The organism is Marinomonas maritima (assembly GCF_024435075.2).
In the GTDB taxonomy this organism is placed as follows: domain Bacteria; phylum Pseudomonadota; class Gammaproteobacteria; order Pseudomonadales; family Marinomonadaceae; genus Marinomonas; species Marinomonas maritima.
On the sequence record NZ_JAMZEG020000001.1, the window covers coordinates 262,498 to 285,200 of the forward strand.

Sequence of the window (22,703 nt, forward strand, 5' to 3'; positions counted from 1 at the left end):
CGCCGTTTTTTGTTTATATTATTGGGACTAACGGGATTAATCTAATCGAGTTAACCAAGTAAACATGGCTTCAATCGCTTGATTTGACCAGTTGACGGTGGCTTGCTCTCGAGCACTGCTCAGATTCTTAGCAATACCTCTGGCACTGACTGTCCAAGACGCAAGGCGTGAGCCTGTTGGATCAATGAGTTCCAGCGTGCCGTCTTCGAACACATAAAACCGGCCATCCTGAGTTTCATTGTGTTGCAATGTGCGACTATTTAACGTGAAGAGAGAATTCGCTTTTGGTGTTAATCCAAATTTAGACAACGCACTGGCTAATGCATCCGCTTGTTTTGTTTTGGATGCATCAAAGCCAAAGCTGACTAAAGCACGACTCAATTGCTGTTCTATATTTTGAATATCGTCGTCGGCTCTTCCCGCTAAGGTTCGCTCAGTTGAATAAAGACTCAATTCTTCTTCGTAGGCCTTGCGCTGGGCAAAGTGCGGAATAAGCTGCATGTAGATTTGCCAATCTTGTGCGGCAGGAAGTTGAGACGCCTTGGTGCTCAGCAAAGAGGCTTGCTGACGAATTACGTCGTCGGTATCACTAATGGCGATTTTTAACTTGGCGACAATGCGCGTGCGATCAATCGATTGCAGTGCATAGACGTAGTTTTTTCCAGCGTAGCGTTTTTCATTGATCGCTTGTTCTAGCTCAATCGGTGATGTTGTTATCTGAGTGTAAGCGGTTTGTACCTTGGAAACCTGTTCTCCGCCTTGTCCTGATCTCACTTGGGTGTCTTGCGTATTGACTTGACTCACCTGAGTACGCAGCTGTTGCGCAATTTGAACATTGCCATTTTGCTCGGCTTGGGTAAAAGCCAGAGCAATGTTTTCAATGCGCGACGCACTGCCAACACCATACAAATGTGTACTGTCCTGTGGAGGAGACGACACCCAGTTCGGCATCGTCTCCTCCACTTGGTTGGATTTGGTGTTAAAGCCTAAACACCCAGTTAGACTGAGTAATAGGCTCGTGACCATCACCCAATGTAAAGACGTAGGTAGGGCGGAGAATATCATGGTTAGAAAAAGCCTTTATCTGCCAATTTTTTGAGTTTCTTCTGACCATTCCATACTTCACGATTGGTCGTCATATCAATCAATTTCAAATCAACTTGGTAGAAGCTCACGCGTTGGTCGCCATTTGAATCAACAATGGAGTTGATGGTGCCAGATAAGGCAAAACCAGCGCCTTGTTCAAGGCCAAATTTAGCAACGGTATCGGGTGCGGCGTTTAGCGCTTGTTCTTCTCGTTCGCTACGAACTTCATCTCGTTCTGCGCCTGAAACAACAAAGTCGACTTTTCCGGCACGTAATAAGCTGCGCTTTATGTCATTAATGAAGGTATCAACAGGAATGTGCTCAGAGGTTTTGTTACGTATCGTCTGCACAATAACGGTTGGATTGCCTTTGTTGCTGAAATTGTAATCACGAAACCATGGGAACGTCAGCATGTCGCCCATCATTTCTTCTGCTACTAAGCGAGAGTCTGTGTCATTCCAACGATCAGACAGCATGACATCTTCGTTAGTGTCGAGGCGCTTTACGCTGCCAGAACACGCCGCTAATAGTACAGTCATAAAGACAGTGATAAGCCCCTTCCATGACAGAGTGATCCATTTAGACTGATTCAGTTTATCAATATGCATAATGTTTTCCTTACGTCCGTTTTAGCCTGATACCAAGCTGTTAGTGTAATCAATTTAATAAGGGTTGCGTAGATTCCAAAGTTTAATTTTATTTGCTTCTAAGTTGACCTTACCCAGAGAGAATTGTTGTTGATTGACGTTATAGTCTGGCGTGTATTCGCCCGGTGGCAATGGCTTTCTCGTCAGTCTTACTTGTGCTGGTAGTGTGAGCCAATTTCGTGTGTCTGCCGCAGACGATGCAAACACAGCAACTTGTCCAATGAGATTCAAAATCAAGCTGGCACTTTCATCTTTAACATTTGCTGTGACTTGATAGGTTAACCAGCTGCGTAATAACTCTCTTGTTAGGCCTTCGTAAATATCTCTCTGCGCTTGTGCTAGTTGTTCTTGGAAGGCGATGTCGGCAAGAGACGTCATTCTTAAACTGTGACTTGCTTCTGTCATTGCTTGCCCGTTCGTTTTTAACTTTGGTTGATGTTGGTCCAAGGTAAAACGTCGATAGTATGGCACGGTAACGCGTATGGGTTGTTGCGCCAGTAATTTATCAACATTCGCGGCGCTAAGTTGCTGCCAAACAGGGCGACCAAGAATAACGCGTTTGGTGAAAATGCCAGAAAAAGTGCCCCATGCACCGCCTGCTTTGTAATTGGCGATCAAGTTCAGCGGATTGATGTCGGCATACACCATGGTGAACCAACGAAATGAATCATTTGTCTGAGTTGTTCCGCCGCCGTGAAGCGGCTCTAACACTAAAGAGTATGCCCGAGGATCGGAGAACAGTAATAAGGTCATTTCGCTTTTGTCAGGAACAAAGCCTTGGTGTTCTAAGACGACTAATTCCGCATCACCAGTGTGGTATTGCTTGAGCGTTTCTTGCATGTCGGGAGATAGTTTATCTTTTATTTTTTGCTGTATTTCACTTTGGCTAAACCCCCCTTTTTGCATCATACGAATGGTGTCTAGCCAGGCTCGCTCAGCGGTCGTACTGGGTAAGTCGTATTGCTTTGCGTAACCGTCTTCATACAAATTCGCGGCCTTTTGATAGCTGATACGAGCGTCATCGTATTCGCTATTAATTTCGTATTGTAGCCCCTCCATGTAACGCGCCCACGCGTCATCACGATAGAGGAACTTGTCTGTGTCTCGTCCACCCGTGTAGAAGTTACCCAACCAGCTCAATGCTTTCATGTAAAAGGCTTGGTTTTCTTTGGCATTGAGATCTTGATAGCTGGGGTTTTGTGCGCGGATTTCATTGAGTTTGATGTCAATGCGACGTACTTCAACCACCGCGGCGTCGTTCAATTGACGTTTCTTAGCGGTGTTTTGTTCTTGCTCCGCCAGCGCGAGATAGTTCATGGACTTGAGGTAACTGATGTAAATGCGCTCCATGCCGCTACCACGATAGTCGCTTTGCCTTGGGTTGCTCAATAAGGCCCAGGAGCGATTAGAAAAATTTTCTTGGAAGAAGGTATCACTTAATCTTTCGGCTTGTTCGAGTAGGGTGTTACTGCGCTCATAATCCCCTTGGTTTTGGGCAAGAGCGCCAATTTCCATGTAATAGAGTAGTTTATCTTGTGAATTGTCTAAAACACCTTCTAATTTACCTTCGGCTTTTTTCCATTCACCTTCTTTTGCTAAGCTTAGTCCAGCGTCAATGTCCTGCTTGTACGTAGCACAGCCAGCTAGAAAACTGATACTTAAGCAAAGAAATAACCACCTCACATTACATTCCTTTTTCTAAAAACTGATTGGCGACCAATATGGCAAGCAGAGCAAAGCAGCCTAGGTAAAGTATTAACCAGCGAGCTTTAAGGCAATTAGGGCAAGGTTTTTTTTTCTTTTTCATCACAGCTTCCATTGGTACTGATGATATTAAAAGGCGATCTTTGGTTATTATGCAATAAAAAAGGAGGCGCGTGGCCTAATGCTGTTCACTTAAGCGGAACAGCATTACGAGATACCGAATATCTCGTCTTTGATTGCTTGACCAAGCGAGGCCTCGCTTTTTTTCGTTCTAAAAACAAATTACACACCCCAGACCTTAGCTCCTTAAGGCGCATTCCTGTCTTCGATTCTGGCTTGGCGGCTGCCATCACTGTCGCTAAATAGCTCCAACCTTGGTGCGACCGTATATAAATGTCACCTACCCAACGGGTATTGATATCCGTCGGATTGAACGCTCTTTGTAATAAGTGTGGTGTCGTGGGTTGCTCTTCACCCATTTTATAATAATGTGGTTTCTTCGGTCTTTTCGCGACCAACCCCAGTGTTTTCATTAATCTAGCCGTTTTAAACACACCAATTTTAAACAATGCTTTTCTCAAGTCGATGACCAAGCGTCGCTTTCCATAAGAATGAAGAGACTCTTCAAATATCTTCACCATTCTCTGCTTGATGTCCTCATCTTCAGGGCGAACCAAAGATACGTAGTAATAGCTCGACACAGGGAGGTCAAATAATCGACATGCTCTCTGAATGGCTATCAAGGGCTCTGCCTTGATCAATTGTCGAATCACTTTAAGTTTGGATTGTCGCGTATGAACAAGGCGGTTGCTTTTTTTAACAGACGTACATCCTCTCTTGATTCTGCCAACTCTTTTTTGAGTTCTTCTATTAGCCGTTTATCTGCGTCTAAAGGGATCTTATTTTGAGTGAATTCGCCGCGTTGCTCATCTAAATACTGTTTTTTCCAACGAGCAACGGCTGTTGCTCCCGCTCCCGATATGTCCATAATCTGCTGGTTAGAATAGTGCTCTTCTACCATCAATCTAGCATATTCACATTTTTGTTTGGGCGTGTAATTTAGTCGTGTTTTTCGGGTTGTAATGGTCATGGTCTACTTCCTATATTTTAGTGAATTATAGGCTATAGGACTTTCTAGAATCATTAGACCATTACAGTTGAATGATCTGAGAATAAGGGGAGCTCATCGATACTAAGCAGTAACTGCAGAATAGACACAAAAAAATCCGATTAAGAAAGCTTAATCGGATTTTCTGAGGCTATTTAATTAAATTCAACCCTAAAGTGAATAGCATTACTCAATGAGTCACTTTTTTATTTTTTGGTGCAAGTATCAAATAGGACTATTTGATTTCTACGCTATCACGGCTATTGCCCGCATCAAAATACGCTTGGAATACTTTTGGTGTACGGCCACGGCCAGTCCACTCGTGTGTTTCGCCTTCAACGGTCAGGCGATATTTTGGCTCAACCGTTTTGCCTTTTGCTGCGCCCGCTTTAGGAGTGGTTAGCAAGGCTACTTCCTCCATTGTTAGGCCGCTTTTAGCTATTAGGTTTGCAATCTCTTCTGCACGGGCAGATTTAAGCGCAAGTTCTGCGTCGTACGCTGCCGCTTCTTCTTTGGCTTTTTCAAGCGCGTTGTTGAAGCCTGCAATTAGGTTTTCAAGCTGTGCTACGCTCAACTCTTTAGCGGCTGCGCGTGCTTTTGCTTTATTTCCTGCTAATTCTAGTAATAAACTCATTGGTGTCCCCTTTATCTGTTAAGAACTGGTTGTCTGTTAAAAGCTGGTTGGTCCTGCACTGAAAAAGAGATCCATCCTTTACACTCAGTGGTGTGTTAAAATTAATACATTCGAATTTCCAGAAATGGAAAAATAAAACGCTTTCATAACGGCCTGTGAATCTAAACCAGAAAAAAGTGATGTTTATCGTGTATTACAAATTGAGTATTAATTCATATCTTTAAAAACATTGAATTACTATCAGTACATTGTGGCGTGATTTTATACTATTTCAAGTTTCGTGGGAATTCTAATAAAAAACAACCTAACATGCTAATCAAATAATGTGTCTAAACGGTTAGAAAAGTGTAAACAATAGGGTAATGAATGAATTCTATATCTGATAACTTAAGTCTAGAGTTTTCTATATTAAAAAAGTACAGCGACAATGTTATTCAACTATTTGAAGAAGGGGCGACGGTCCCCTTCATCGCTCGATACAGAAAAGAAAACACAGGGGGAATGAGCGATATTGATTTACGCTCTTTTTATGATAAATGGCAGTATTTAGTCGAATTGAAAAAACGTAAAGAAAGCATACTGTCGCTATTAGCTGATGATTCTAGTGTTTCTGATGTAATAAGAAAAAAAATACAAAAAGCCATTTCGAAAAATGAGTTAGAAGATTTGTATTCGCCCTTTAAAAAAGTACGTAAGACGAAAGCGGATGAAGCAAAAGAGCAAGGGCTTCAGCCCTTGGCGGCGCAGATATGGGCAGGGCAGCGGTCTGATAGCGTGTCTGCTATTGAGTCATGGTGTAGGCAGAATAAGGTCATGATTTCTGCTGAGTTAGCGTTAGCCGGGGCAACTGAAATACTAAATGAAGTCATTTCGAATGACAGCGATGTTTTAAAGCAAGGGCGTATTGAATTGCTCAAAAATGGCGTATTAACCAGCCGTGTTTTACGGGGTAAAAAAGAATTAGGTGAAAAGTTTAGAGATTATTTTGATTATCAAGAGGGTATAAGTAAGGTGCCTCCTCATCGTTTACTTGCTCTATTCAGGGGTAAAAAAGAATCAATATTGAAATTAAGCATCTCCTTGAAAGGTGAAAAAAATTATCCTAACGCATTAGTATTCCCTCATCTTAATCAACTGTTTGATACGGCGGAGCCAGCCTCTTCGCGAATAACGTCTTTGCAGCGTCGATATTTAAACATTGCTTGGGAGAATAAGCTGCTTCCTAAATTAGAAACGGATGTCCTTTCTCAACTTAAAGAGCGAGCGGAAGACAGCGCTATTCAAGTGTTTGCTGATAATCTTCAAGACTTATTGATGGCGGCGCCTGCAGGCGCCTATCGTGTATTAGGTGTCGACCCTGGTTTTCGAAATGGTGTTAAACTAGCGGTGATTGATGAGCAGGGTGGTTTGCTAGATCATGGTGTTATATATCCTCATGGGCCTCAAAACCGTGTTCAAGAAGCGAATGGGATACTTTCCCAGTTGATTCATAAACACAATATTGGCTGGGTCGCGATTGGTAACGGTACTGCCTCACGAGAGACTGAAGCGCTGATCAGAACGCTCATTACTGAGTCAAACCTAGATTGTGGTGCGGTGGTGGTCAGCGAAGCTGGCGCTTCTGTGTATTCGGCGTCTCCTATTGCGATTCAGGAGTTTCCGAATTTAGACGTCACCATTCGCGGTGCTGTTTCTATTGCTCGACGTTTTCAAGATCCGCTTGCAGAGTTGGTGAAAATTGATCCTCAGGCTATTGGCGTGGGGCAATATCAGCACGATGTCAAAGTCTCTCAGTTGTCCAAATCCTTAGCCAATGTCGTAGAGGATTGCGTAAATTGGGTGGGTGTAGACATTAATCTCGCGTCGGTGTCTTTATTGTCCTATGTGTCTGGTTTAACCAATCGTTTAGCACAAAATATAGTGGATTATCGACAGCAAAAAGGGCGTATAGAGTCACGCACTGAGCTGTTAAAAATAAAAGGCATTGGCGATAAATGTTTTGAGCAATGCGCTGGTTTTTTAAGAATACTGAACGGTAAAGAACCCTTGGATCAGTCTGGTGTGCACCCTGAGTCTTATGAGCTTGTTAAAAATATGGCCACGCATTTGGCGCTAAAAGCGAATGATCTGCTTAACAATGGCGAAGCTTTACAAACGTTAAGACAATCGGCTCCAGCGTTTACCCAAGCCGGTGATTTTACCTACTCCGACATCTTGACTGAGCTTGCTAAACCAGGCCGAGATCCTCGTCCTGAGTTTCGCTATGCGTCTTTTGATCACAGTGTTCAAAAACTTGAAGACGTGCAAGAAGGCATGACCTTAGAGGGGGTTGTGACGAATGTCGCGGCATTTGGCGCTTTTGTTGACTTGGGCGTGCATCAAGATGGATTGATTCATATTTCACAGTTGGCAGACCGATTTGTGAAAGATCCGCGAGACTTTGTGCGTGTTGGTCAAGTGGTTAACGTGACGGTTTTAGAGGTGGATGTACAGCGTAAACGTATTGCCCTGAAAGCCAACGGGCTTTAATAGATATACTTTTGCTCGTTCTTCGCCTTATAAAGTCTACGGGTTGGGTTGGGTAATGTTGTTGGTGATTTCGTGGTGAGTTGGTTTCGTAGGGCATCATTAGCGGAGCGTGATGTGCCGTTCTCGCAGGTCATCGTTAATGGTCAGATCACGCCTCGCGCCTCGGCTAATCTGACCTACAAGACCTACGGGTGGTGTTGGTTTGAATTGAAGGGTTCGTAGGGCATCATTAGCGGAGCGTGATGTGCCGTTCTCGCAGGTCATCGTTAACCGTCAGATCACGCCTCGTGCCTCGGCTAATCTGACCTACAAGACCTACAAGACCTACGGGTGGTGTTGGTTTGAATTGAAGGGTTCGTAGGGCATCATTAGCGGAGCGTGATGTGCCGTTCTCGCAGGTCATCGTTAACCGTCAGATCACGCCTCGTGCCTCGTCTCATCTGACCTACGGAGTGTCGAATTTATGATGTTCTTGTAGGTTGGATGAGGGAGGTACGACCGTGATCCAACAAGGACTTATAAGTATCTACGGGTGTTGGCGTCATGATGTAAATCTATGCAAAAAAAACCGATTAGATACCTAATCGGTTTCGGTCAACCTGTAAAGGGAATCAGGTCGGAATTAAACAGCTACGGCGATTTGTGCTTTTGCTTGATTGAATGATGCTTCACCAGGCTCCCCCATGGCTTGTCCGCCCGCGATGAAGGTGTCTTTTACGTTTATGCCAACGAAGCCTAAGAATGTGTTTAGGTAAGGGATTTGGTGGTCCATTGGCGTTTCGGCCAAGAAGCTACCGCTTGCTACAAACACATAGGCGTCTTTATTCAACAAACCAACAGGGCCGGTTTCTGTATACTTAAAGGTACGTCCAGCGCGAGCAATGTAGTCAAAATAAGACTTCAGTGTAGAAGGGATGCCAAAGTTGTACATAGGCGCAGAAACGGTTACAACATCTGCGGCTTCGATTTCGTTAATCAGCTCATCCCCAATAGCAACAATGGCTTTTTGTTCTGCGGAACGATTTTCTTCCGGTGTAAACAAAGCGCCCAATGTTTCGCTAGTGAAATGCGGGAGTGGATTTGCATCAACATCACGAACAACCACGTTCCCGTCAGGATTTTTTGCTAACCATTTTTCAATGAATTCGTTCGCTAGTTGGCGTGATTTTGAGTTTTCGCCAGAAGCGCTAGAGTCAATACGTAATAAAGTTGTCATCTTAATAAATTCCCAATAATAATGCATTAAGCCTATTTGGCTTGGTTACTTGATAGTGGAATTATCATATATTCAATTTTTTAGATAAAAAAGTGACTTTTTCTGAGGATATTGATCGAAAAATACGATACTTTATTCTTCCCATGTTCCCAATCAAAGAGAGTTGCTATGAAAGCCCCACGAGTCACCCTAGAGCAATGGCGCGTATTGCAATTTGTTGTTGATAAAGGGGGGTTCGCTCAAGCGGCGGAAGCGCTCCACAAAAGTCAATCTTCGGTCAGTTATACCGTGGCAAAACTGCAAGAGCAGCTAGGTTATCCTTTATTAATCATTGAAGGGCGAAAAGCGAAGCTGACAGAGCGCGGTGAAGTGTTATTGCGCCGTTCACGCCATTTAATAAAGGAAGCGGTAGATTTAGAAGCACTTGCTCATACGTTGGGGCAGGGTTGGGAGCCAGAGTTGGAGTTAGTGGTTGATCAGGCGTTTCCAACTCCCGCTCTATTACGTGCTTTAAAAGCCTTTGAGCCACAAAGTCAAGGGACGCAGGTGCAGTTAAAAGAAGCTGTGCTCAGTGGCGGTGAAGAGGCACTCCGAAAAGGAAGTCCAGATTTGGTGCTGAGTTCAATCGTACCTAAAGGTTATCTTGCTGATCCAATTGTCGAGGTCGAGATGATCGCCGTGGCGGCCACCAGTCATCTATTGCATAAAGAAGCCGATCCGATTAACAACGAACGCTTGAGTCGAGAGTTACAAATTGTCATACGAGATTCGGCATCTGAGAGTTCAGTTGATGCTGGGTGGCTGGGTACTGATCGTCGTTGGACTGTGTCCAGCGTGCAATCTGCTTTAGAAATCGTGACCAGTGGTATTGGTTTCGCTTGGTTACCCAAAGCCGATTTGGAATATGCGCTGCAAAGTGAAAAACTCAAAAAACTGAAGTTAATCTCTGGTAGTGAACGCAATTTTCATATGTACGCTATCTTTGGTAAAGGGGAGCGGACGGGGCCTGCGACGCGGCTTCTTGTTGAGCTCCTCCAAGCGGAATGCAATGTTTGCCCAAGGCGCTCGGATACACCACTTAATACCTATTAGCAGCAGTAATATGGAGAGCAGGTTCTCCTAAAGGTGGCTCCAATATTATAAAGTGTATCTTATACTGCCCGTATTTCTGTGCAGCGTATCATCATCGCGTTGATTTTTTCTGACAATCTTTATTACTCAGCCTCTTTGAAGTGTTACAAATCAGAGTTTTATTGTTCTTTGTGAAAATTGTCATTTTATTTTTGACAATTTGGGTTGTGGCGATTTTGGCAAAAAGGTCTAATAAGCGCCATTCTATATTTATTCATAATTTCAAAACACCATACAAGGACGCTTCATGACTCAGGACATCGTAATTCTTGCTGCTGGCAAGGGTAGCCGAATGAAATCCGCCTTCTCTAAGGTGCTGCACAATATTGGCGGGATCGCCATGGTAAAACGTGTTCTTGCAACCGCAAGCGCTTTACCTGAATCCAAATTGCATCTAGTTGTAGGTCATCAAGGTGAACAAGTTGAAGCCAGTTGTCAGAATTTTTCTGCCAATGTTGTGTGGCAAAATGACCCGCAAGGAACCGGCGATGCATTGCGCAGAGTGGCGCCCTTTCTGCAAGATGATGGCGCAACACTCACACTGTATGGCGATGTACCGCTTATTCGCGCTAGCACATTAGAAAAAATGATCGCGCTGTCGACTTCTAATACTTTGGTCTTGTTAACCATTTCTCTCGATAATCCAAAGGGTTATGGCCGTATTGTACGTAATGATCAAGGCCACGTGACAGCTATCGTTGAGCAGAAAGACGCGTCAGAAAGCCAACTGTCTATTAAAGAAGTGAACACTGGAATTTTACTGGCGCCAAATAATCATCTTCAAGTTTGGCTTGCAGCCCTAACGAACAATAACGTACAGGGCGAATACTATTTGACCGATGTGATTGCCATGGCTGCTCACGATGGCGTTAATATCGTTACCGTCAATCCAGAAAATGAAGCCGAAGTAGCGGGTGTGAATGACCGTGTTCAGCTTGCGGCACTAGAACGAGAGTTACAGCATCAACAAGCCATTGCCTTGATGCAAAACGGTGTGACTTTATTGGATCCATCGCGCATCGACATTCGTGGTGAATTGATTACGGGCAACGACGTCATTATTGATGTGAATTGTGTGTTTGAAGGCAATGTCGTTTTAGGCGACGGTGTTGAAATTGGACCAAACTGCCACCTTAAAAATTGCCGTGTTGGCAACAATACCATCATTAAAAGCAATACATTAATTGAAGGTAGCCAGATTGGCGAAGCCTGCGATATTGGACCATTTGCACGTTTACGTCCAGGAACGCAACTGGCTAATAAAGCGAAGATTGGTAACTTTGTTGAAACCAAAAAAGCCATCATCGGCGAAGGCAGTAAAGTGAATCATTTAAGCTACATTGGCGACACTGAAATGGGCGCTAATGTGAACGTCGGTGCAGGTACCATTACCTGTAATTACGATGGTGTAAATAAATATCTTACTCAAGTCGCCGATAATGTTTTTATCGGTTCTAACACATCACTGGTTGCACCAGTGCAAGTGGCGGAAGGGGCGACAATTGCGGCGGGTTCAACCATTACTAAGCACGTAGGCGAGAAGCAGCTAGCGTTTGCCCGAGCGCGACAAACCAACAAAGATAACTGGCCTAGACCGGTACCTGTAAAAAAATAGTTTTTCTCTCTAACGTATGAGCGTATGTTTCAAACAGGGTTAAAGATGAGAGCTGAAGCCGTCTTTAACTTCATCATATTTATAATGGTACTGAACGACGATTTAGTGCCAACGCAAGAAGGATTCTCCCATGTGCGGAATAGTTGGCGCCATTGCACGTCGTAATGTATCAAAAATTTTAATTGAAGGACTTAGTCGCCTTGAATACCGTGGCTATGACTCTTCTGGTATCGCGATCAATAACGAAGACGGCGTGTTCTCGCACCGTTCGGTAGGTAAAGTTCAGGCGCTGAAAGACAAGTTTGACGCTCAGCCGTTGGACGGCAAAATGGGGATTGCGCACACGCGTTGGGCTACGCACGGTAAACCAACCGAAGCCAATGCCCACCCGCATTTTTCGGGCGATGACCTTGCCTTGGTACATAACGGCATCATTGAAAATCACGAACCGTTGCGACGTGAATTGAAAGCCAAAGGGTATGAGTTCAAATCAGAAACTGATACCGAAGTGATTGTTCACCTTATTCACGATGCGTTAAGAACGCAGCCCGATTTGCTTAAAGCGGTGCAGGCGACGTTATTGAAATTGCATGGTGCGTTTGCCATCGGTGTCGTACAAAAAGACGATAATGATCGCTTTATTGCGGCTCGTAAAGGTAGCCCGCTTGTTGTGGGTGTGGGGATTGAAGAGAACTTCGTGGCCTCAGATCAGCTTGCCCTCTTGCATGTGACTGACCAATTTATCTTCTTAGAAGAAGGCGATGTAGTTGAGTTAACCCGAGACCAAGTGACGATCTATGACGCAAAAGGCGAGCCGCAAGATCGCCCAATCAGTGTGTTTAATCACAATATCGATGTCACGGATAAAGGTGAATTCCGTCACTACATGATGAAAGAAATCTATGAGCAGCCTAAAGTTATTAGTGCTTGTTTGGAAGGTCGCATTAGCGAAACGAAAGTATTAACCAGTTGTTTTGGTGCGGATTCAGGCTTCTTAAAAGAAGTAGAAAACGTCCATATCGTTGCTTGTGGTACCAGCTACCATGCTGGAATGGTGGCGAAATATTGGATTGAAGATTTAGCGGGCTTACCGTGTAGCGTAGAAGTAGCCAGCGAATACCGTTACCGAAAAGTAGCCGTACCGAAGAAAACCTTGTTTTTAACCTTGTCACAATCAGGTGAAACGGCCGATACGCTAGCCGCGTTACGTATGGCAAAAGAGTTGGGTTATCTAACAACTTTGGCCATCTGTAACGTGCCATCAAGCACACTTGTGCGTGAGTCAGAATTGACGTTATTAACCAATGCGGGGCCTGAAATTGGTGTCGCATCAACCAAAGCGTTTACGACACAGCTAACAGCTTTGCTAATCACCAGCGTTGCCATTGCGGTGGAAAATGGCTTGTCAGTAGAGAAGGAAAAAGAGTTAGTTCAAGCCATGCGTTCTTTACCGGCTCATGTGAATGATGCGTTGTTACAAGATGCGCATATTAAGAAAGTGGCTGACCGCTTTGCTAATAAGACTAATGCTCTATTTTTAGGTCGTGGCACTATGTTTCCTATCGCCCTAGAGGGCTCTTTGAAACTGAAAGAGATTTCGTATATCCACGCAGAAGCGTACCCAGCGGGTGAGTTGAAGCATGGACCGCTAGCCTTGGTAGATGAAGATATGCCTATCATCGCACTAGTGCCACACAATGACATGCTCGATAAGCTAAAATCTAACTTGCAGGAAGTGGCGGCTCGTGGTGGCGAGCTGTATGTTTTTGCCGACAGAGATACCGACTTGCATGACGAAGAAAATATCATTTTTACCGAAGTGCCAAAAGTAGAAAGTATTCTAGAACCTATTGTTCATACTATTCCGTTGCAGCTTTTGTCTTACTATGTTGCTGTGGTGAAAGGTACAGACGTAGACCAGCCACGCAATTTGGCAAAAAGTGTTACTGTCGAATAATTTAGTCAGGCATCTGATTAGAACTGTACAGTGACATTATAGTTTGATAAAAGACATTATAGTTTGATATTTTACAATAATGTTTGATATTTTTTTAGGCCTTCTGCTATGCTCAAAGAGTAAGCAGGAGGCCTAAAATGTTAGATTCTGAGAAATTAGTTGATCCTCAAGATGAGAAGAAGTTAAAAACCAGAGGGATTGGTTCAGGGGAAGACTACGAGCCCTTTATAAAAGTCCACGAAATAAGTAGTACTGGTGAGAGCTATCGCATCCGAGGTCGAAACACATCTAGAGCTCATCATCTTTTATCTCGTCTTGAATTTTCTGCTTTCCTTGTCTTTGATCGCTTCCATCTTACCTACGACATCAAAGAGCAATTTCCTCTACCTGTAGCTGATACCTTGAGTATTTGTTCTCGTTTGGGAATTAAGCACCCCCAAATGCGCAACAAATTAAAAGTCGTTACCACAGACTTAGTTGTGGAGCTGAAAGGCAAACCATCTATTGCTATTGCCGTTAAATACGCCAGCGATTTAGACAATGCGCGTACGATAGACAAACTCCAAATCGAAAAGCTGTATTGGGAAGAACTTGGTTATGAATGGAAACTTTTCACTGATCAAGAGATTCCAGCGATCGTAAAAGAGAATCTTGAATGGCTTCATGCAGCCAGCCAGAATTCACATGACCTATACGGTGAGTTGTCTTTAGAAGATATTTCGACAGTCATTAATCGGTTATCAGGCTCAGAGAAGAAGCTTGCTACAGTTTGTGCTGCTATGGATGACCTATACGAATGCAGTGCCGGCTTTCATATTGGTGTGATTCGTAATGCTGCTGCTGCAAATTTGATTGATGTTCCTTTAGATATTGTATTTAGGAATTGGCGTGCAACGGATGTGTCTATCGTTCTAGACCTAGATTCATTTAAAACTGGATTGTCTGATGTATCTTAATAAAGTATTTCTTGACCCTCACTTGGACCATCCAACCCATGTCCGAATTGTTTATGAACATGTCGATTTCTTAATGCTTATTGATATACACGATGAAAAAGCGTGGCCATATCGCGTAAATCTAGATGAGTTCGAAAGTTTGTCACTAGAAGCCGTGCCAGATCCAATTTTGTTGGCCACCCCCGAAGCAGGCTCTAAAGCTGAAGAGATAAGAGATCGGGCTTATCGATCCGTAGCTTTATTGTTAACGGACTATTTTGCCTTATTTGATAAAAAGCTGAGGAATCAGAAGATTAAGTCAGTTTTAGAAGCAATGGATGAGTCTAGGCTGTATGTGACTCGACAATTGCGTCGATATTGGCAGAGAGGGCTTTCTCCTGACGCCCTTGCTCCAGACTACACAAAATGCGGTGCTCCTGGACAAAACCGACTAGCAATTCAAAAAACAGGGAGTAAACGCACAGTATCCCATGGAGAGGGACTTGCTATTACTGATGAGATAGCAAGTCTTTTCAAGTTGGCTATTGAAGGCTTCTATTTAGTTAATAATGATGTAGACCTAAAAGGGGCTAGGACAAAGGCGAATGGCTTTATTAAGTCAAAGTACCCTAAAATAAAAAAAGAAGATTTACCCACTTATAGGCAGTTCCGATACTACTACAACAAACACTATGCAAAGCCTCTTGTTGTTCAAGCTCGTACACCATCTATTGAATATGCAAAAGATGTTACACCTAGCCACAGCACTTCCACCACAAATAACTTTGGACCAGGGGCTCGTTATGAGATCGATGCGACCATAGCTGACTTGCACCTTGTTTCAGGCCATGACCCAGACCGAATCGTAGGCCGCCCAATCGTATATAAAGTCAAAGATGTGTTTAGTCGTATGACTGTTGGCTTGTATGTTGGGTTAGAAAATCCTTCTTGGGCAACCGCATCGATCGCCCTCGCGCACGCGTTCTGTGACAAAGTTGAGTACTGTCGTAAATTCGGTGTTGAGATTACCGAAAGTGATTGGCCAAGTATTGGGACCCCTGCAACGATTACAGCTGATCGAGGAGAGTTGCTTGGTAAACACGGAGATATCTTAGTTAACCGATTTGGTATCACTTTATCGAATACCCGAGCATATCGCGGTGATGATAAAGGCATAGTCGAAAAATCATTTCATATGATGCATGTAGATATTCTTCCTTATGTGAAAGGGAAGGTCGAACCTGTAAATGGAAAGAAAAAAGCGGGGAAACGAACAGAGCTATCAGCGAACCTAACGCTTTATGATTTCACGAAAATGGTGATCATCTCTGAAATCAACCGCAATACATCCACCCCATTAGAGGGCTACGACTTTGAATCTGATATGCCCGCAGATTTGGCTGCAATACCTGTAAGGCTATGGCATTGGGGCGTGAAAAATAGAACGGGTGTTTTGAGAGAAGTAGATCCAAAATTCACCTATGTGAACATGTTGCCCCATAGCAAAGCTACGATATCTCCTTCAGGCATATGTTTTAAGGGCATGTATTATACCTGTGCAGAAGCAGTTGAACTGGGCTGGTTTCATAAAAATAGATCAGTGCCTCGTCCAAAAAGCATAGAGGTAGCTTACGATCCTCTGAACACCAATGTTCTATATGTGAGACCAGACAATAAGTTCGATAGTGTATGGGAATGCACATTACAGAGTCGAAGCCGAAGATATCAAGATATGAGCTTAGTTGAAGCAATGTCAATTCAATCTGAGGCGAGATCAACATATTCTGAAGCTCAACAAGAAGCCGATTATCAAGCACCAGATCTTCAAAATGAGCTTGAGATGATTGCCCAAGTTGCAGAAAAGAGACAAAAGTCTTCGGATCTATCTAACAACTCGCAGCGACTAAGTGGAATTCGTAACAATCGACAGCAAGAAAAAGAGTCAGAACGCCAGAAAAATAGAGAGTCCGCTAAGCCGCCTAAGAAGAAGGATGCAGCGACAGTTACTTCTATCCATTCCGGTAAACAAGTTGAACAGGGGTTCGACTATCCAGATTTGGATGATTTTTAAGGGATAATCACATGGCCGTATTTGAAACAGCGAAATACATAGATGCAGAGATTAAAGAATACGAACATCATCCATTAATCAATGCTTTACCGCGTATTAATTCGCCAAAAGACACAGCGGAATTGATACGACGTATTCCGGTTGTAAGTCCTGAAGAGGTGGCTCTTCCTGCTCATATCCGTCGACATGCCATGTTGCGAATTATGGATGGTTTTTTATACCCAACAAAAGCGCATTTACAGTTAGAGCAAACGATCTCTACTATGATTCGTCAAGGCTACTTGAGTCGAAACATAGCCAATAAAAGCTATCAAGAAACATTGAATCGAACAGAGAAGCTAGCAGATGACAGCCGTAATGCTGGCAATGAAGCCCTAGTGAGCTCTGTAATTGGCTGTTCGGGTGCTGGTAAATCAACAGCCGTTGAAGCCGTCTTGTCTGGCTATCCTCAAGTCATTATGCATTCCTCTTACCAACATGTTCAGATTGTCTGGCTTAAAGTAGAGTGCCCTCATGATGCCTCTGTAAAAAGTCTATGTATCAACTTCTTTCGTGCTCTAGACGAGGCACTAGACAACAACGGACTATATGAAAAGCAATACGTAAAACCACGAGAAAATGCTGAAATGTTGCTGGGGGATTTTGCGAGAATTGCCGCTTTGCACTCAATAGGCCTTCTAGTTATTGATGAAATTCAGCATTTAGAGCGTTCGAGCTCTACGAATGTGTCTGATCGAATTCTTCGGTTCTTTGTGCAGCTAACGAACACGATTAAGCTACCAATACTGTTTGTCGGGACGCCAAAAGCCTATGAGCTATTTTCTCCTAGTATGCGTTCGGCTAGACGTGCTTCACAGTTTGGTAGTATCAATTGGAATCGGTTCAATACCACAGACAGATCCGGTAAAGGCTCTGATTGGGATAGGTTTTTCTCTCAGTTGTGGGCGTTACAGTGGTTCAAGTCACCTCAGCCCCTAACGAAAGAAATTAAAACGCTTTTCTGGGACTACTCTCAGGGCATTGCCCATGTTGCGGTAACACTTTTTTACTTATGTCAGACAAGAGCTGTGACAGTGGGTAGAGAAGTGATCTCCAGAGACTTAGTGGAAACCGTATTCAATGAAGAGCTTCATATGATCAAACCCATGATCAAAGCGCTTCAAAGTGGCCGTGATTCAGAAATACAAAAATATGATGATCTAGAAATACCAAGAGCAAGCATAGTTCAGAACGCAGTGGTTTCTGCTCCAGTAAATGAAAATGCGGAGCTTAATAGAGAGGATGAGCATGATTCCCCTGAGCAGACCAAGCTATCTAAGCTGATCAATATGCTTGAGCAAGCGGGTATCGGTGAAGACATTGCACCCACTGTGGCAGAGCAAGCCGTGTCAGAGCTTCCTGACGCCAACTTATTTCAGCTGCTTGCGCATATCAATAACTTGCAGAATAAAGAACCAGTGCCCCAAGTCAAAGAGAAGCCAAAAGTCGTTAAGCTAAAGCCTAGGTATGTTGAAAACGACCTGCGGTTAATGGTTAACAGTAAAGGTGGTACTTACAAGACTATGAAATCTGAAGGGGTTATACTGCGTTTGGCTGACTATTTATAAGTAATAAATACGAAAAGGATTTTGAAATGAAACTGGGCTTATTAGCTACCTTCGACCTTACTCTTATTGATAGCTTCTTCCTAAGAGAGCTAAACTAGGAGATTATTATAAGTGGTGGTCAGATTAAAAATGCCGCGTTAACAACTGCCTTGGCCTTTCACTACCAAGTGCTGATTGGCTTGGATAAGTGCTTTGCATTGGAAGAAGGTCAATCTGTGTGGTTTGAAAAAGACGGTGATGTTAGCTTATTGTCGCCTGATGTCTTAACTTCATCTCAAACGGAAGTGAAAGACTTTTCGGCACCACTACCGACCACCATGAAAACCTCTGGAAAACGCTTAAGAACTGGTTAGCTCCCGAGTTTGATCATACCCAATATGGAGTTTTGGTATTGCATACTACACAGGCTTTTGGTGCAACAACCCAACTGAGGGATTGGAACACTCAAACTGCCGAGCACCGTCTAGCTGTGCTAAAGGCTATTTTTGCCGAACGCAATGATGCGCAGCTTAATGCTGAAAAACCACCTGAAATCATAAAAATGCAGAAATCTGTGATGTTGGATACTGCTGATAACGATCTGATGCATGTACTCGAAAAAGTCGTATTAAATGTATTTGGTCGCTATTCAGTGTTAGAGCCAAGTGAAGATCAAGCATATGGAAGAAATGACCGATCGGTGGTTGTACATCAACGAAATATCCCAGTATCTGGGGGTTACCAGCGACACCATCTATAAATGGATCGAGAAGAAAGGCCTGCCTGCTCATAAAATAGGCAGGTTATGGAAGTTTAAAAAAGACGAAGTAGATGCTTGGGTGTGGTCCGGCCAGGCAGCGGAGAATTAAAGAATGAACGCGGTTGAAATAGAAGAAGCCATTTCAAAATTAGCAGAGCAGCCATTTGATGCTGCCGAATTCCCTTATGCGTTCCTAGAGGCCTTTGGTAACAAGGCGACAACAATTAAGCGCCTCCGATCTGGGTCAACCAATGCATCGGATATCGAAGCTGGTGTACTGCAGCGCAATAATGTTCACATTGCTGTTGCAGAGGAAGGCAATGTTACCGATACGTTGGCTGCATTGAAGCAAAGCCCGGCAACCAAAAAAGCGAAAGCAAAGTTCATTGTTGCAACCGATGGTAAGCAGTTTGAAGCGGAAGACCTCACCAGCGACGATGCGCCAATTGTCTGCGAGTATAAGAAATTCCCCGATCACTTTGGTTTTTTCCTTCCACTTGCGGGAATATCGACGGTTAAGCAGATTCGGGAAAGCTCAATTGATATCAAAGCAACCGGTCGATTAAACCGCTTGTATATCCAGTTACTCAAAGACAACCCTGAATGGGGAAAAGCTGAACGCCGCCACGACATGAACCATTTCATGTCTCGACTCATATTTTGCTTTTTTGCAGAAGATACCGATATTTTTAATGGCGAGGGCTTATTCACCGCAACCATTGACCAGATGAGTGACAGAGACTCATCCAATACGCATGAGGTCATGAGTGAAGTTTTCCGTGCGATGGATACCAAAATATCGGAACGTGATGCCGCCAAACTCCCTCGCTGGGCAGATCAGTTCCCGTATGTAAACGGTGGGCTTTTCTCAGGCTCTACTGAAACTCCAAAATTCAGCAAAATCGCGCGTTCTTACTTAATTCATATTGGCAGTTTGGATTGGACGAAGATCAACCCAGATATCTTTGGTTCCATGATTCAAGCCGTGACCGATGAAAAAGAGCGAAGCTCGCTAGGCCTACACTACACATCTGTTCCGAATATTTTAAAAGTTCTTAATCCTCTCTTCCTTGATGACTTACGCGAAAAACTGGAAGAAGCCGGTGATAGCCCGATCAAATTGCTGAACCTTCGTAAGCGCATGTCGAAAATTCGAGTGTTTGACCCTGCTTGTGGCTCAGGAAACTTCCTCGTTATTGCTTACAAGGAAATGCGTGCAATTGAAGCCGAAATTAATCAGCGTAGAAGTGAAAGTGGGCATAAAACAGAGATTCCTCTGACGAACTTTCGAGGGATAGAACTTAGGGATTTCCCTGCTGAAATTGCTCGACTTGCACTCATCATTGCTGAGTACCAGTGTGACGTAATGTACCGAGGTCAAAAGGATGCACTAGCAGAATTCTTACCTTTGGATGCCATGAATTGGATTGTTCAAGGCAACGCATTGCAACTTGATTGGTTGAGTGTCTGCCCTCCCACTGGAGCAGATGTTCGAATACAAGCTAATGACTTATTCGAATCACCCTTAGATCAAGCTGAAATTGATTTTGATAATGAAGGCGGCGAAACATATATTTGCGGTAATCCACCGTACCTTGGCAGTAGAGCTCAATCCAAAGTTCAAAAAAGTGACCTTGAAGCTATTTTTAAAATGAAAACAAAAAACTGGAAGCAATTAGATTATGTCTCTGGTTGGTTCATGAAAGCCGCGGATTTTGGAGTAGTCGCTAAATCAAAAGCAGCTTTTGTTTCGACAAATTCAATATGCCAAGGCCAGCAAGTTCCTGTTTTATGGCCTTTAATATTTGAGTCTCAGAATGAGATTGAATTTGCAACTATAGGCTTTAAATGGACTAATCTTGCAAAAAGCAACGCAGGAGTAACGGTAGTAGTCATAGGGATTTCGGCAGGTGCTAGGAAACGCAGGACCTTACATTCAGGTGCAAATAGTGAATTCGAAAATGCAAGAGTCGTCGATAACATCAATCCTTATTTACTGGCTTCGGAGAATATATTTGTAGCTGCGCAGAAAGAACAAATTTCGAATCTAGGGGAACTAGACAGAGGGAGCGCACCAACAGACGACGGGGAGTTTACTTTTAGTCAAGATGAATATGAAGCTCAATTATCCTTATATCCTGAGCTGAAGCGGTATTTTCACCTCGCGATGGGAAGTTCTGAGTTTATTAATGGAGTAATTCGTTGGATTCTAAAGCTAGATGAAATTTCATTGAATGACCCAAAACTTCATTCTATTGTTCAACCTATTTTAAATAGAGTAAAGAAATTCCGACAAGCTAGTACAAAAGCAGCAACTAAAAAGTTTGCAGATCGCCCCAGTGTCTTTCCAGAGGATCGCCATTTTAAAGGTAGAAAAATATTTGTACCTCAACTTTTTTCAGAAAAAAGAGAATATGTTACCTGCGGACTTTTAACTGAAAATTCACTTATTTTAGCTCCTCACTTTCAAATTGATGGAAGCCAGATGATTGTGCTGGCACTTATATCTTCACGAACTCATAAAGTATGGATTTCAACTGTCTGTGGTCAATTAGAAACGCGCTTGAGGTACTCAAATACCTTGGGCTGGAATACATTCCCGGTTCCAATCCTTACTGAAAAGAATAAGAAGGATCTTGAGAGTTGTGCAGAAGATATTTTACTAGCTCGTGAAGCTCATTTCCCAGCGACAATTGCAGAACTTTATGACCCCGAAAAAATGCCTGAAAACCTTCGTTTAGCTCATGAACGTAATGATGAAGTACTTGAAAGAATCTATATCGGTCGTCGATTTAAAAATGATACAGAGCGTCTAGAAAAGCTCTTCGAAATGTATTCGAAAATGACTAAAAGTAAGGCTGCTTCATGACTGAATTTAATCGAATGACATTAGTCGCTGCTTCACAAGTCGTTGCAGCCTATCAATCCCACAATGAGATGGAGCTTCACGAAGTCCAGTGGGGCATCGATCACTTGGTATCAACTAATAGCAAAGACGCAAGGGCTGTAAGCTGGAGTAAACTTGCAATCGAAAGAAATCTATCGGTTATGACTGTACTTGGACAAACCTCGCTAGTAAGAGCAATCATTGAGCTTGCAATTAAGGCCCCTGCACATTATCAAAAGACTCCTGAGTGGAAAAAACTATTAGCCGGTCTGCATTTTGATGGTTTTGAAGTTGTACAAGTTGAGAAACCTACTGGCGAGACTGGCTGGGGTGGCAATCCGAAAATGGAGAAAGGTTCTGAACTACGCAGGATGCTTCCAGAATATGTTCCGGAGACTGATTTTAGGGAGGCAGCTAGCGAAGTTGAGTTGCTATTAGACCAAATGAATTTATCAGTTGCTAAGGGCCATCTAAAGCAAGCTACTACAGCATTCCAACTAGGCAATTGGGCTTCATCAAATGCGCAGCTGCGCTCATTCTTTGAGTCATATACAAATGAAATATCCGACGAGTTAGGCTATACCGGCAAAGACGATAGTAAGCTGAAACGAGATTTCCTTGGCGAGCTAGATCCTCCTTTTTTTCTGTCAGATTATAATGAATGGAATGCGAATATACAAAAACCTCAGTACGTTCAAGGCTTGATGAGCCGAATGCACCCTGAGGGTAGTCATCCTGGTTTGTCCGAAGAAGAGGATGCAACCTTTAGGCTTCAAATTTCACTAATTACCGCTCGCCTTTTCTTACGGCGATTCAAGCAAAGGAAGTGTGCTTAAT

Annotated in this window: 20 protein-coding genes; 12 read left to right on the plus strand and 8 right to left on the minus strand. The window is 43.4% G+C overall.

Features of this window, described 5'->3' with window-relative positions; genetic code table 11:
• Nucleotides 1-36: 36 nt before the first annotated feature.
• The 7 genes from M3I01_RS01365 to M3I01_RS01400 all read right to left on the minus strand — a co-directional run bounded on the left by M3I01_RS01365 (nucleotide 37) and on the right by M3I01_RS01400 (nucleotide 5,179).
• A complete protein-coding gene (locus tag M3I01_RS01365; RefSeq protein WP_255893768.1) occupies nucleotides 37-951 on the minus strand; it encodes an LPP20 family lipoprotein in 915 nt (304 codons plus the stop codon).
• A 116-nt stretch (nucleotides 952-1,067) separates the two neighbouring features.
• Nucleotides 1,068-1,694: a penicillin-binding protein activator LpoB gene (locus tag M3I01_RS01370; protein ID WP_255893769.1), complete on the minus strand. Its 627-nt coding sequence runs from the start codon at nucleotides 1,692-1,694 to the stop codon at nucleotides 1,068-1,070.
• 54 nt (nucleotides 1,695-1,748) lie between these two features.
• Entirely contained in the window at nucleotides 1,749-3,416 is a 1,668-nt protein-coding gene (locus M3I01_RS01375; RefSeq protein ID WP_275564869.1) for a hypothetical protein, read from the minus strand.
• Nucleotide 3,417: 1 nt separating this feature from the next.
• On the minus strand, nucleotides 3,418-3,540 hold the full coding sequence (locus tag M3I01_RS01380) for a hypothetical protein (RefSeq protein ID WP_275564870.1): 123 nt from the start codon (nucleotides 3,538-3,540) through the stop codon (nucleotides 3,418-3,420).
• Between the two features lie 85 nt (nucleotides 3,541-3,625).
• Nucleotides 3,626-4,180 carry an IS3 family transposase gene (locus M3I01_RS18530; RefSeq protein WP_394358958.1) on the minus strand — a complete coding sequence of 185 codons (555 nt, stop codon included), beginning with the start codon at nucleotides 4,178-4,180 and terminating at the stop codon, nucleotides 3,626-3,628.
• Between the two features lie 26 nt (nucleotides 4,181-4,206).
• Nucleotides 4,207-4,527 carry a hypothetical protein gene (locus tag M3I01_RS01395; RefSeq protein ID WP_255893772.1) on the minus strand — a complete coding sequence of 107 codons (321 nt, stop codon included), beginning with the start codon at nucleotides 4,525-4,527 and terminating at the stop codon, nucleotides 4,207-4,209.
• 253 nt (nucleotides 4,528-4,780) lie between these two features.
• On the minus strand, nucleotides 4,781-5,179 hold the full coding sequence (locus M3I01_RS01400; RefSeq protein ID WP_112141214.1) for an H-NS histone family protein: 399 nt from the start codon (nucleotides 5,177-5,179) through the stop codon (nucleotides 4,781-4,783).
• Nucleotides 5,180-5,545: 366 nt separating this feature from the next.
• Between M3I01_RS01400 and M3I01_RS01405 the strand changes: the two genes are divergently transcribed.
• Entirely contained in the window at nucleotides 5,546-7,708 is a 2,163-nt protein-coding gene (locus M3I01_RS01405; protein WP_275564871.1) for a Tex family protein, read from the plus strand.
• Nucleotides 7,709-8,330: 622 nt separating this feature from the next.
• Here the strand turns inward: M3I01_RS01405 and M3I01_RS01410 are convergent.
• On the minus strand, nucleotides 8,331-8,924 hold the full coding sequence (locus tag M3I01_RS01410) for an FMN-dependent NADH-azoreductase (RefSeq protein WP_255893773.1): 594 nt from the start codon (nucleotides 8,922-8,924) through the stop codon (nucleotides 8,331-8,333).
• A gap of 168 nt (nucleotides 8,925-9,092) precedes the next feature.
• Between M3I01_RS01410 and M3I01_RS01415 the strand changes: the two genes are divergently transcribed.
• The 11 genes from M3I01_RS01415 to M3I01_RS01465 all read left to right on the plus strand — a co-directional run bounded on the left by M3I01_RS01415 (nucleotide 9,093) and on the right by M3I01_RS01465 (nucleotide 22,702).
• Nucleotides 9,093-10,016: a LysR family transcriptional regulator gene (locus tag M3I01_RS01415; RefSeq protein ID WP_112141207.1), complete on the plus strand. Its 924-nt coding sequence runs from the start codon at nucleotides 9,093-9,095 to the stop codon at nucleotides 10,014-10,016.
• A gap of 286 nt (nucleotides 10,017-10,302) precedes the next feature.
• On the plus strand, nucleotides 10,303-11,670 hold the full coding sequence (glmU, locus tag M3I01_RS01420; RefSeq protein WP_275564872.1) for a bifunctional UDP-N-acetylglucosamine diphosphorylase/glucosamine-1-phosphate N-acetyltransferase GlmU: 1,368 nt from the start codon (nucleotides 10,303-10,305) through the stop codon (nucleotides 11,668-11,670).
• A 130-nt stretch (nucleotides 11,671-11,800) separates the two neighbouring features.
• Nucleotides 11,801-13,627: a glutamine--fructose-6-phosphate transaminase (isomerizing) gene (gene glmS, locus M3I01_RS01425; protein WP_255893774.1), complete on the plus strand. Its 1,827-nt coding sequence runs from the start codon at nucleotides 11,801-11,803 to the stop codon at nucleotides 13,625-13,627.
• 137 nt (nucleotides 13,628-13,764) lie between these two features.
• Complete coding sequence (locus tag M3I01_RS01430) at nucleotides 13,765-14,583, plus strand: TnsA endonuclease N-terminal domain-containing protein (protein WP_123093962.1); 819 nt, start codon at nucleotides 13,765-13,767, stop codon at nucleotides 14,581-14,583.
• Nucleotides 14,573-16,633 (plus strand): Mu transposase C-terminal domain-containing protein, encoded by a 2,061-nt coding sequence (locus tag M3I01_RS01435; RefSeq protein WP_255893778.1) that lies wholly within the window; start codon nucleotides 14,573-14,575, stop codon nucleotides 16,631-16,633. Before M3I01_RS01430 ends, M3I01_RS01435 begins: the two co-directional genes overlap by 11 nt.
• A gap of 11 nt (nucleotides 16,634-16,644) precedes the next feature.
• Nucleotides 16,645-18,240: an ATP-binding protein gene (locus M3I01_RS01440; protein ID WP_255893780.1), complete on the plus strand. Its 1,596-nt coding sequence runs from the start codon at nucleotides 16,645-16,647 to the stop codon at nucleotides 18,238-18,240.
• 179 nt (nucleotides 18,241-18,419) lie between these two features.
• Nucleotides 18,420-18,593 carry a hypothetical protein gene (locus tag M3I01_RS01445; RefSeq protein WP_255893781.1) on the plus strand — a complete coding sequence of 58 codons (174 nt, stop codon included), beginning with the start codon at nucleotides 18,420-18,422 and terminating at the stop codon, nucleotides 18,591-18,593.
• Between the two features lie 38 nt (nucleotides 18,594-18,631).
• Nucleotides 18,632-18,979, plus strand: a complete 348-nt coding sequence (locus tag M3I01_RS01450; protein ID WP_255894815.1) for a hypothetical protein — start codon at nucleotides 18,632-18,634, stop codon at nucleotides 18,977-18,979.
• The gene (locus M3I01_RS01455) at nucleotides 18,909-19,088 is read left to right on the plus strand and encodes a helix-turn-helix domain-containing protein (RefSeq protein WP_449405570.1); all 180 of its coding nucleotides are present in this window, start codon (nucleotides 18,909-18,911) and stop codon (nucleotides 19,086-19,088) included. The genes M3I01_RS01450 and M3I01_RS01455 overlap by 71 nt, the downstream gene beginning before the upstream one ends.
• 3 nt (nucleotides 19,089-19,091) lie before the next feature.
• Nucleotides 19,092-21,848, plus strand: coding sequence for a class I SAM-dependent DNA methyltransferase (locus M3I01_RS01460; protein WP_275564873.1), 2,757 nt, complete (start codon nucleotides 19,092-19,094; stop codon nucleotides 21,846-21,848).
• Nucleotides 21,845-22,702, plus strand: coding sequence for a hypothetical protein (locus M3I01_RS01465; RefSeq protein WP_255893784.1), 858 nt, complete (start codon nucleotides 21,845-21,847; stop codon nucleotides 22,700-22,702). Before M3I01_RS01460 ends, M3I01_RS01465 begins: the two co-directional genes overlap by 4 nt.
• Nucleotide 22,703 lies beyond the last annotated feature (1 nt).

What these genes read in the sequence shown, in the direction of transcription:
- M3I01_RS01365 (WP_255893768.1), bottom strand. Translation starts at nt 951, where the DNA reads ATGCCGAACTGGGTGTCGTCTCCTCCACAGGACAGTACACATTTGTAT.
- M3I01_RS01370 (WP_255893769.1), bottom strand. Translation starts at nt 1,694, where the DNA reads ATGCATATTGATAAACTGAATCAGTCTAAATGGATCACTCTGTCATGG.
- M3I01_RS01380 (WP_275564870.1), bottom strand. Translation starts at nt 3,540, where the DNA reads ATGAAAAAGAAAAAAAAACCTTGCCCTAATTGCCTTAAAGCTCGCTGG.
- M3I01_RS01395 (WP_255893772.1), bottom strand. Translation starts at nt 4,527, where the DNA reads ATGACCATTACAACCCGAAAAACACGACTAAATTACACGCCCAAACAA.
- M3I01_RS01400 (WP_112141214.1), bottom strand. Translation starts at nt 5,179, where the DNA reads ATGAGTTTATTACTAGAATTAGCAGGAAATAAAGCAAAAGCACGCGCA.
- M3I01_RS01405 (WP_275564871.1), top strand. Translation starts at nt 5,546, where the DNA reads ATGAATTCTATATCTGATAACTTAAGTCTAGAGTTTTCTATATTAAAA.
- M3I01_RS01410 (WP_255893773.1), bottom strand. Translation starts at nt 8,924, where the DNA reads ATGACAACTTTATTACGTATTGACTCTAGCGCTTCTGGCGAAAACTCA.
- M3I01_RS01415 (WP_112141207.1), top strand. Translation starts at nt 9,093, where the DNA reads ATGAAAGCCCCACGAGTCACCCTAGAGCAATGGCGCGTATTGCAATTT.
- glmU (WP_275564872.1), top strand. Translation starts at nt 10,303, where the DNA reads ATGACTCAGGACATCGTAATTCTTGCTGCTGGCAAGGGTAGCCGAATG.
- glmS (WP_255893774.1), top strand. Translation starts at nt 11,801, where the DNA reads ATGTGCGGAATAGTTGGCGCCATTGCACGTCGTAATGTATCAAAAATT.
- M3I01_RS01430 (WP_123093962.1), top strand. Translation starts at nt 13,765, where the DNA reads ATGTTAGATTCTGAGAAATTAGTTGATCCTCAAGATGAGAAGAAGTTA.
- M3I01_RS01435 (WP_255893778.1), top strand. Translation starts at nt 14,573, where the DNA reads ATGTATCTTAATAAAGTATTTCTTGACCCTCACTTGGACCATCCAACC.
- M3I01_RS01440 (WP_255893780.1), top strand. Translation starts at nt 16,645, where the DNA reads ATGGCCGTATTTGAAACAGCGAAATACATAGATGCAGAGATTAAAGAA.
- M3I01_RS01455 (WP_449405570.1), top strand. Translation starts at nt 18,909, where the DNA reads ATGACCGATCGGTGGTTGTACATCAACGAAATATCCCAGTATCTGGGG.
- M3I01_RS01460 (WP_275564873.1), top strand. Translation starts at nt 19,092, where the DNA reads ATGAACGCGGTTGAAATAGAAGAAGCCATTTCAAAATTAGCAGAGCAG.
- M3I01_RS01465 (WP_255893784.1), top strand. Translation starts at nt 21,845, where the DNA reads ATGACTGAATTTAATCGAATGACATTAGTCGCTGCTTCACAAGTCGTT.